Origin of the sequence: Microbacterium sp. K41, from assembly GCF_004794395.1 — a bacterium.
Taxonomy (GTDB): Bacteria; Actinomycetota; Actinomycetes; order Actinomycetales; family Microbacteriaceae; genus Microbacterium; species Microbacterium sufflavum.
Genome location: NZ_SSDO01000061.1, coordinates 1 through 4430, shown reverse-complemented (window position 1 = coordinate 4430; position 4430 = coordinate 1). Strand labels below are relative to the sequence as shown.

Below are 4430 nucleotides of genomic sequence, written 5' to 3'. Positions count from 1 at the left end.
CGGGGAGGCGGACGACTCGGCGGCCGGGCGGGGAGCGGCCGAGCCGCGGATGGCGGACCGGGGGCGGGGGACGGCGATCTCCTGGTCGGCTCGGACGCGTCGGTACTCGGACGGGGGCCCTGGTTCTCGCGCTGACATCCGTAGCATGTTACCCGACGAAATGTCAGGCATGGATGGCGGCGCCGCTGCGACCGACGGCCGGCGTCATGCATTTGAGTGGGTGCCGACCGCCGCGGTAGCCTCGTGTGTCGCGCCCGCTCGGGCCGCAGAGACACCCGAACCAAGGACCCCATGAACGACTTCGCGCAGTCACCTTCGCTCACGCTCCTCCCCGCGGTGGACGTCGCCGGCGGCAAGGCCGTCCGACTCACCCAGGGCGAGGCCGGCACCGAGACGAGCTACGGCGACCCGCTCGACGCCGCAGGGGAGTGGGTCGCGCAGGGCGCCTCCTGGATCCACCTGGTCGACCTCGACGCGGCGTTCGGCCGCGGCAGCAACGCACCGATCCTGCGCAAGGTCATCAAGCAGTTCCGCGGCGTGAACGTGGAGCTCTCCGGAGGCATCCGCGACGATGCGAGCCTGGAGGCGGCGCTCGAGAGCGGCGCGGCGCGCATCAATCTCGGTACCGCCGCGCTGGAGAACCCGGAGTGGGCGGCCGACGTCATCAGCCGCTTCGGCGAGGCGATCGCGGTCGGCCTCGACGTGCGCGGCACCACTCTCGCCGCCCGCGGCTGGACCAAGGAGGGCGGCGACCTCTGGGAGGTGCTGGAGCGCCTGGAGGATGCCGGCTGCAGCCGCTACGTGGTCACCGACGTCACGAAGGACGGCACACTCCGCGGCCCGAACCTGGAGCTGCTGCGCGAGGTGACCTCGCGCACGCCGAAGCCGGTCGTGGCGTCCGGCGGGGTCTCCAACCTCGACGACATCGCGGCGCTGCGCGAGCTGGTGCCGCTGGGCGTCGAGGGCGCCATCGTCGGCAAGGCGCTCTACGCCGGAGCCTTCACCCTGGCCGAGGCGCTGGATGTCGCCGGAGACTGACCCCCACGGCCACGGCCCGGAGGCGCACAACCACGCCGATTCCGCGGGTGTTCCGTGGGAGGGCCGCAGCTTCGAGTCGAACCCGCACGCGGCCGACGACGGCTCCGCCGATCCCGCCCTGCTCGACGCCCTTCAGCGCTTCCGGGCGGGCGAGGGATCGCAGGCGGAGGTCGTCGACGCCTTCCGCGCCGCGCGCGTGCTGATCCCGCTGATCGCGGAGAAGGGCGAAGAGGGGGTCGCGCCGAGCGGGCTCGCGGTCGACAAGACCCAGGAGCTGTCGATCGTCACGGTCGCGGCGCCCGACGGCCGGCGCGTCCAGCCCGTGTTCTCCTCGGTCGAGGCGATGCAGCGGTGGGACGCGACGGCGCGACCGATCCCGGTGGAGGCGGTGCGTGCGGCTCTGGCCGCATCCGCGGAGGACACCGACCTGATCGTGCTCGACCCCACATCCGACACGGAGTTCGTGATCCGGCGCCCGGCGGTCTGGGCGGTCGCGCAGGGGCACGCGTGGGAGCCGAGCTTCCTGTCGCCCGAGGTGTTCACGGCGCTGCAGGAGAGCGTCGCGCACGAGCTCGCGGTGATCGACGTGGCCGTGGCCGCGGGCGACCCCGACGCCCGCCTGCGCGGGCCCGAGCTGGTCGTGATCCTCGAGCTGGTCGACGGGCTCGAGCGCGAGGTGCTCGACGCCGTGCTCGGTCGTCTGGCTCAGCGTTGGGCGGCCGACGACCGCATCGCCGTGCTCGCGGACTCGCTCACGGTCAAGCTCCGTCGCAGCGCCTGAACCGCGACGGGCGCCGGCTCAGGTGACCGGGCCGGTCCATTTCTCGCCGGGGCCCTTGCCGATCGGGTCGGGGATGGTCGATGCCTCGCGGAACGCGAGCTGGAGCGAGCGGAGGCCGTCGCGCAGCGACCGCGCGTGCATGTCGCTGATCTCGGGGGCGCCGGCGGTGATGAGCCCGGCGAGGGCGTTGATGAGCTTGCGGGCCTCGTCGAGGTCGAGCTGTTCGGCCGCGTCGGGCTCGTCGGCGAGGCCGAGCTTGACGGCGGCGGCGCTCATGAGGTGCACGGCCGCGGTCGTGATGACCTCGACGGCGGGGACGTCCGCGATGTCGCGAACCGCGGACGAGGCCGCCTCCTCCTGTCGTGCCCAGCGCTCTTCGCGCTCGCGTGCCGCCTCGTCGGGTGCCTGGTTCGTCACTTCGCCTTGCCTTCTGTTAGACTTTGGCGGGCTCCGGAGCGTCATGCTCTGGAACGAAAGAGGATTCACTTCCCACCCGCGCTTGCCGTTCCAGGCTACCGGGTCTTGCACTCCGCCGGTTCACTCGTCACGAGAGGACCGGTAGACAGGGTGTGGAGCCGGCGTCTGAGTGCCGGCGGGTGGGAGACGAGTTCGATTTCGCCCGGGATGCATCCGCATCACGGTGGCCGAATCACATCGTCTAAGGAGCTCCGCATCAGCGATCCCCGCACCAATGAGCGCATCCGAGTCCCCGAGGTCCGCCTCGTCGGCCCCTCGGGTGAGCAGATCGGCGTTGTCCGCATCGAGGCAGCGCTGCGTCTCGCACAGGAAGCCGATCTCGACCTCGTTGAGGTCGCCCCGAACTCGAAGCCGCCCGTGGTCAAGATCATGGACTACGGCAAGTTCAAGTACGAGGCCGCCCAGAAGGAGAAGGAAGCGCGTCGCAATCAGGCGAACACGATCCTCAAGGAAGTCCGCTTCCGACTGAAGATCGAGGCGCACGACTACACGACGAAGCTCAAGCGCGCCGAGGGCTTCCTCAAGGCCGGCGACAAGGTCAAGGCGATGATCCTCTTCCGCGGTCGCGAGCAGTCGCGCCCGGAGCAGGGTGTGCGCCTGCTGCGCAAGTTCGCGGAAGACGTCGCCGAGTTCGGCACCGTCGAGTCGAACCCGACGATCGACGGCCGCAACATGGTCATGGTGGTCGCGCCGATCAAGAGCAAGTCCGAGGCGAAGCAGGAGCAGAACGCGGTGCGCGACGCGCAGCGTGCGGCGAACAAGCAGGCTGCCCGCGACGCCAAGAGCGACTCGGCCGCCCCGGCCGCACCCGCCGCGGAGTGACATCCGCCCCACGAACTCCCGCAACGCGGGTAGACACCGTCGCCTGAGAAGGCGCCATCACGAAGGAAGAGAAGATGCCGAAGCAGAAGACCCACTCGGGTGCTAAGAAGCGCTTCAAGATCACCGGCAGCGGAAAGCTGAAGAAGCAGCAGGCGAACATGCGCCACAACCTCGAGCACAAGTCGAGCCGTCGCACCCGTCGTCTGAACCAGGACCAGGTGCTGTCGAAGGCTGACACCAAGGTCGCGAACAAGCTTCTCGGTCGCTGACGCGCCGAACGCACGATAGGAACACAGGAAAATGGCAAGAGTCAAGCGGGCAGTCAACGCCCACAAGAAGCGTCGGGTCATCCTCGAGCGCGCCTCCGGCTACCGCGGTCAGCGTTCGCGCCTCTACCGGAAGGCCAAGGAGCAGGTCATCCACTCCCTGGTCTACTCGTACCGGGACCGTCGCAAGCGCAAGGGTGACTTCCGTCGCCTCTGGATCCAGCGCATCAACGCCGCCGCGCGTCAGAACGGCATGACGTACAACCGCTTCATCCAGGGCCTCGGCCTCGCGGGCGTCACGGTCGACCGTCGCATGCTCGCCGACCTCGCGGTCAACGACGCGGCCACGTTCACCACGCTGGTCGAGACGGCGAAGAAGGCTCTGCCCTCCGACGTCAACGCGCCGAAGTCGGCTGCGTAAGCATCTCGCTCCGAACGGGCGTCTTCCTGCGGGAAGGCGCCCGTTCCGCGTTTCCGGGCGTCGTCGTCGCCCTAGACTGAGATCGTGCTGGAGAACCCTCGTTCCCCCCGAGTCCGTGCCGTCGCCAAGCTGACCAAGCGCAGCGCGCGCACCGAGACCGGGCTGTTCCTGCTGGAAGGACCGCAGTCGGTCCGCGAGGCGCTGACCTACCGCCCCGAGGCGATCGTCGAGCTGTTCGCGACACCCGGCGGCTGGGAGCGGCATCAGGACATCCGGGCGAAGGCGGCCGACGCGGACGTGCGGGTCGAATACGTCACCGAGGACGTGCTGCACGCGATGGCCGATACCGTCACCCCGCAGGGACTCGTCGCTGTCGTGCGGCAGACCCCGACCTCGGTGCGCGACATCTTCGACGCGTCGCCCCGGCTGGTCGCGATCTGCGAGGAGGTGCGCGACCCGGGCAACCTGGGCACCATCATCCGCGCCGCGGATGCCGCAGGAGCGGACGCCGTGGTGCTGACGGGACGCACGGTCGACCCCTACAACCCGAAGGTCGTGCGCGCGACGACGGGCTCGCTCTTCCACCTGCCGGTGTCGGTCGGCGCCGAGCTGCCCGATGTCGTCG

The 4430-nt window shown here is 69.9% G+C and carries 7 protein-coding genes; 6 read left to right on the top strand and 1 reads right to left on the bottom strand.

Going from position 1 to position 4430, the window contains the following annotated elements:
- Positions 1-291: 291 nt before the first annotated feature.
- The gene (gene priA, locus DW309_RS01045; protein WP_136034294.1) at positions 292-1038 is read left to right on the top strand and encodes a bifunctional 1-(5-phosphoribosyl)-5-((5-phosphoribosylamino)methylideneamino)imidazole-4-carboxamide isomerase/phosphoribosylanthranilate isomerase PriA; all 747 of its coding nucleotides are present in this window, start codon (positions 292-294) and stop codon (positions 1036-1038) included.
- A complete protein-coding gene (locus DW309_RS01040; RefSeq protein ID WP_136035895.1) occupies positions 1022-1819 on the top strand; it encodes an SseB family protein in 798 nt (265 codons plus the stop codon). The genes priA and DW309_RS01040 overlap by 17 nt, the downstream gene beginning before the upstream one ends.
- Before the next feature lie 18 nt (positions 1820-1837).
- Here the strand turns inward: DW309_RS01040 and DW309_RS01035 are convergent, their stop codons facing one another.
- On the bottom strand, positions 1838-2236 hold the full coding sequence (locus tag DW309_RS01035; RefSeq protein WP_136035894.1) for a DUF1844 domain-containing protein: 399 nt from the start codon (positions 2234-2236) through the stop codon (positions 1838-1840).
- Positions 2237-2443: 207 nt separating this feature from the next.
- On the opposite strand from DW309_RS01035, the gene infC reads away from it, so the two are divergent.
- From infC to DW309_RS01015, 4 genes are all read left to right on the top strand, one after another.
- Positions 2444-3118, top strand: coding sequence for a translation initiation factor IF-3 (gene infC, locus DW309_RS01030; RefSeq protein ID WP_136034288.1), 675 nt, complete (start codon positions 2444-2446; stop codon positions 3116-3118).
- 74 nt (positions 3119-3192) lie between these two features.
- Entirely contained in the window at positions 3193-3387 is a 195-nt protein-coding gene (gene rpmI, locus DW309_RS01025; RefSeq protein WP_136034285.1) for a 50S ribosomal protein L35, read from the top strand.
- 31 nt (positions 3388-3418) lie between these two features.
- Positions 3419-3805 carry a 50S ribosomal protein L20 gene (gene rplT / locus DW309_RS01020; protein ID WP_017202428.1) on the top strand — a complete coding sequence of 129 codons (387 nt, stop codon included), beginning with the start codon at positions 3419-3421 and terminating at the stop codon, positions 3803-3805.
- A gap of 84 nt (positions 3806-3889) precedes the next feature.
- Positions 3890-4430 (top strand): TrmH family RNA methyltransferase (locus DW309_RS01015; protein ID WP_136044280.1); only part of this gene is annotated, 541 nt, incomplete at its 3' end.

What these genes read in the sequence shown, in the direction of transcription:
- rpmI (WP_136034285.1), top strand. Translation starts at nt 3,193, where the DNA reads ATGCCGAAGCAGAAGACCCACTCGGGTGCTAAGAAGCGCTTCAAGATC.
- DW309_RS01040 (WP_136035895.1), top strand. Translation starts at nt 1,022, where the DNA reads ATGTCGCCGGAGACTGACCCCCACGGCCACGGCCCGGAGGCGCACAAC.
- priA (WP_136034294.1), top strand. Translation starts at nt 292, where the DNA reads ATGAACGACTTCGCGCAGTCACCTTCGCTCACGCTCCTCCCCGCGGTG.
- infC (WP_136034288.1), top strand. Translation starts at nt 2,444, where the DNA reads ATGCATCCGCATCACGGTGGCCGAATCACATCGTCTAAGGAGCTCCGC.
- rplT (WP_017202428.1), top strand. Translation starts at nt 3,419, where the DNA reads ATGGCAAGAGTCAAGCGGGCAGTCAACGCCCACAAGAAGCGTCGGGTC.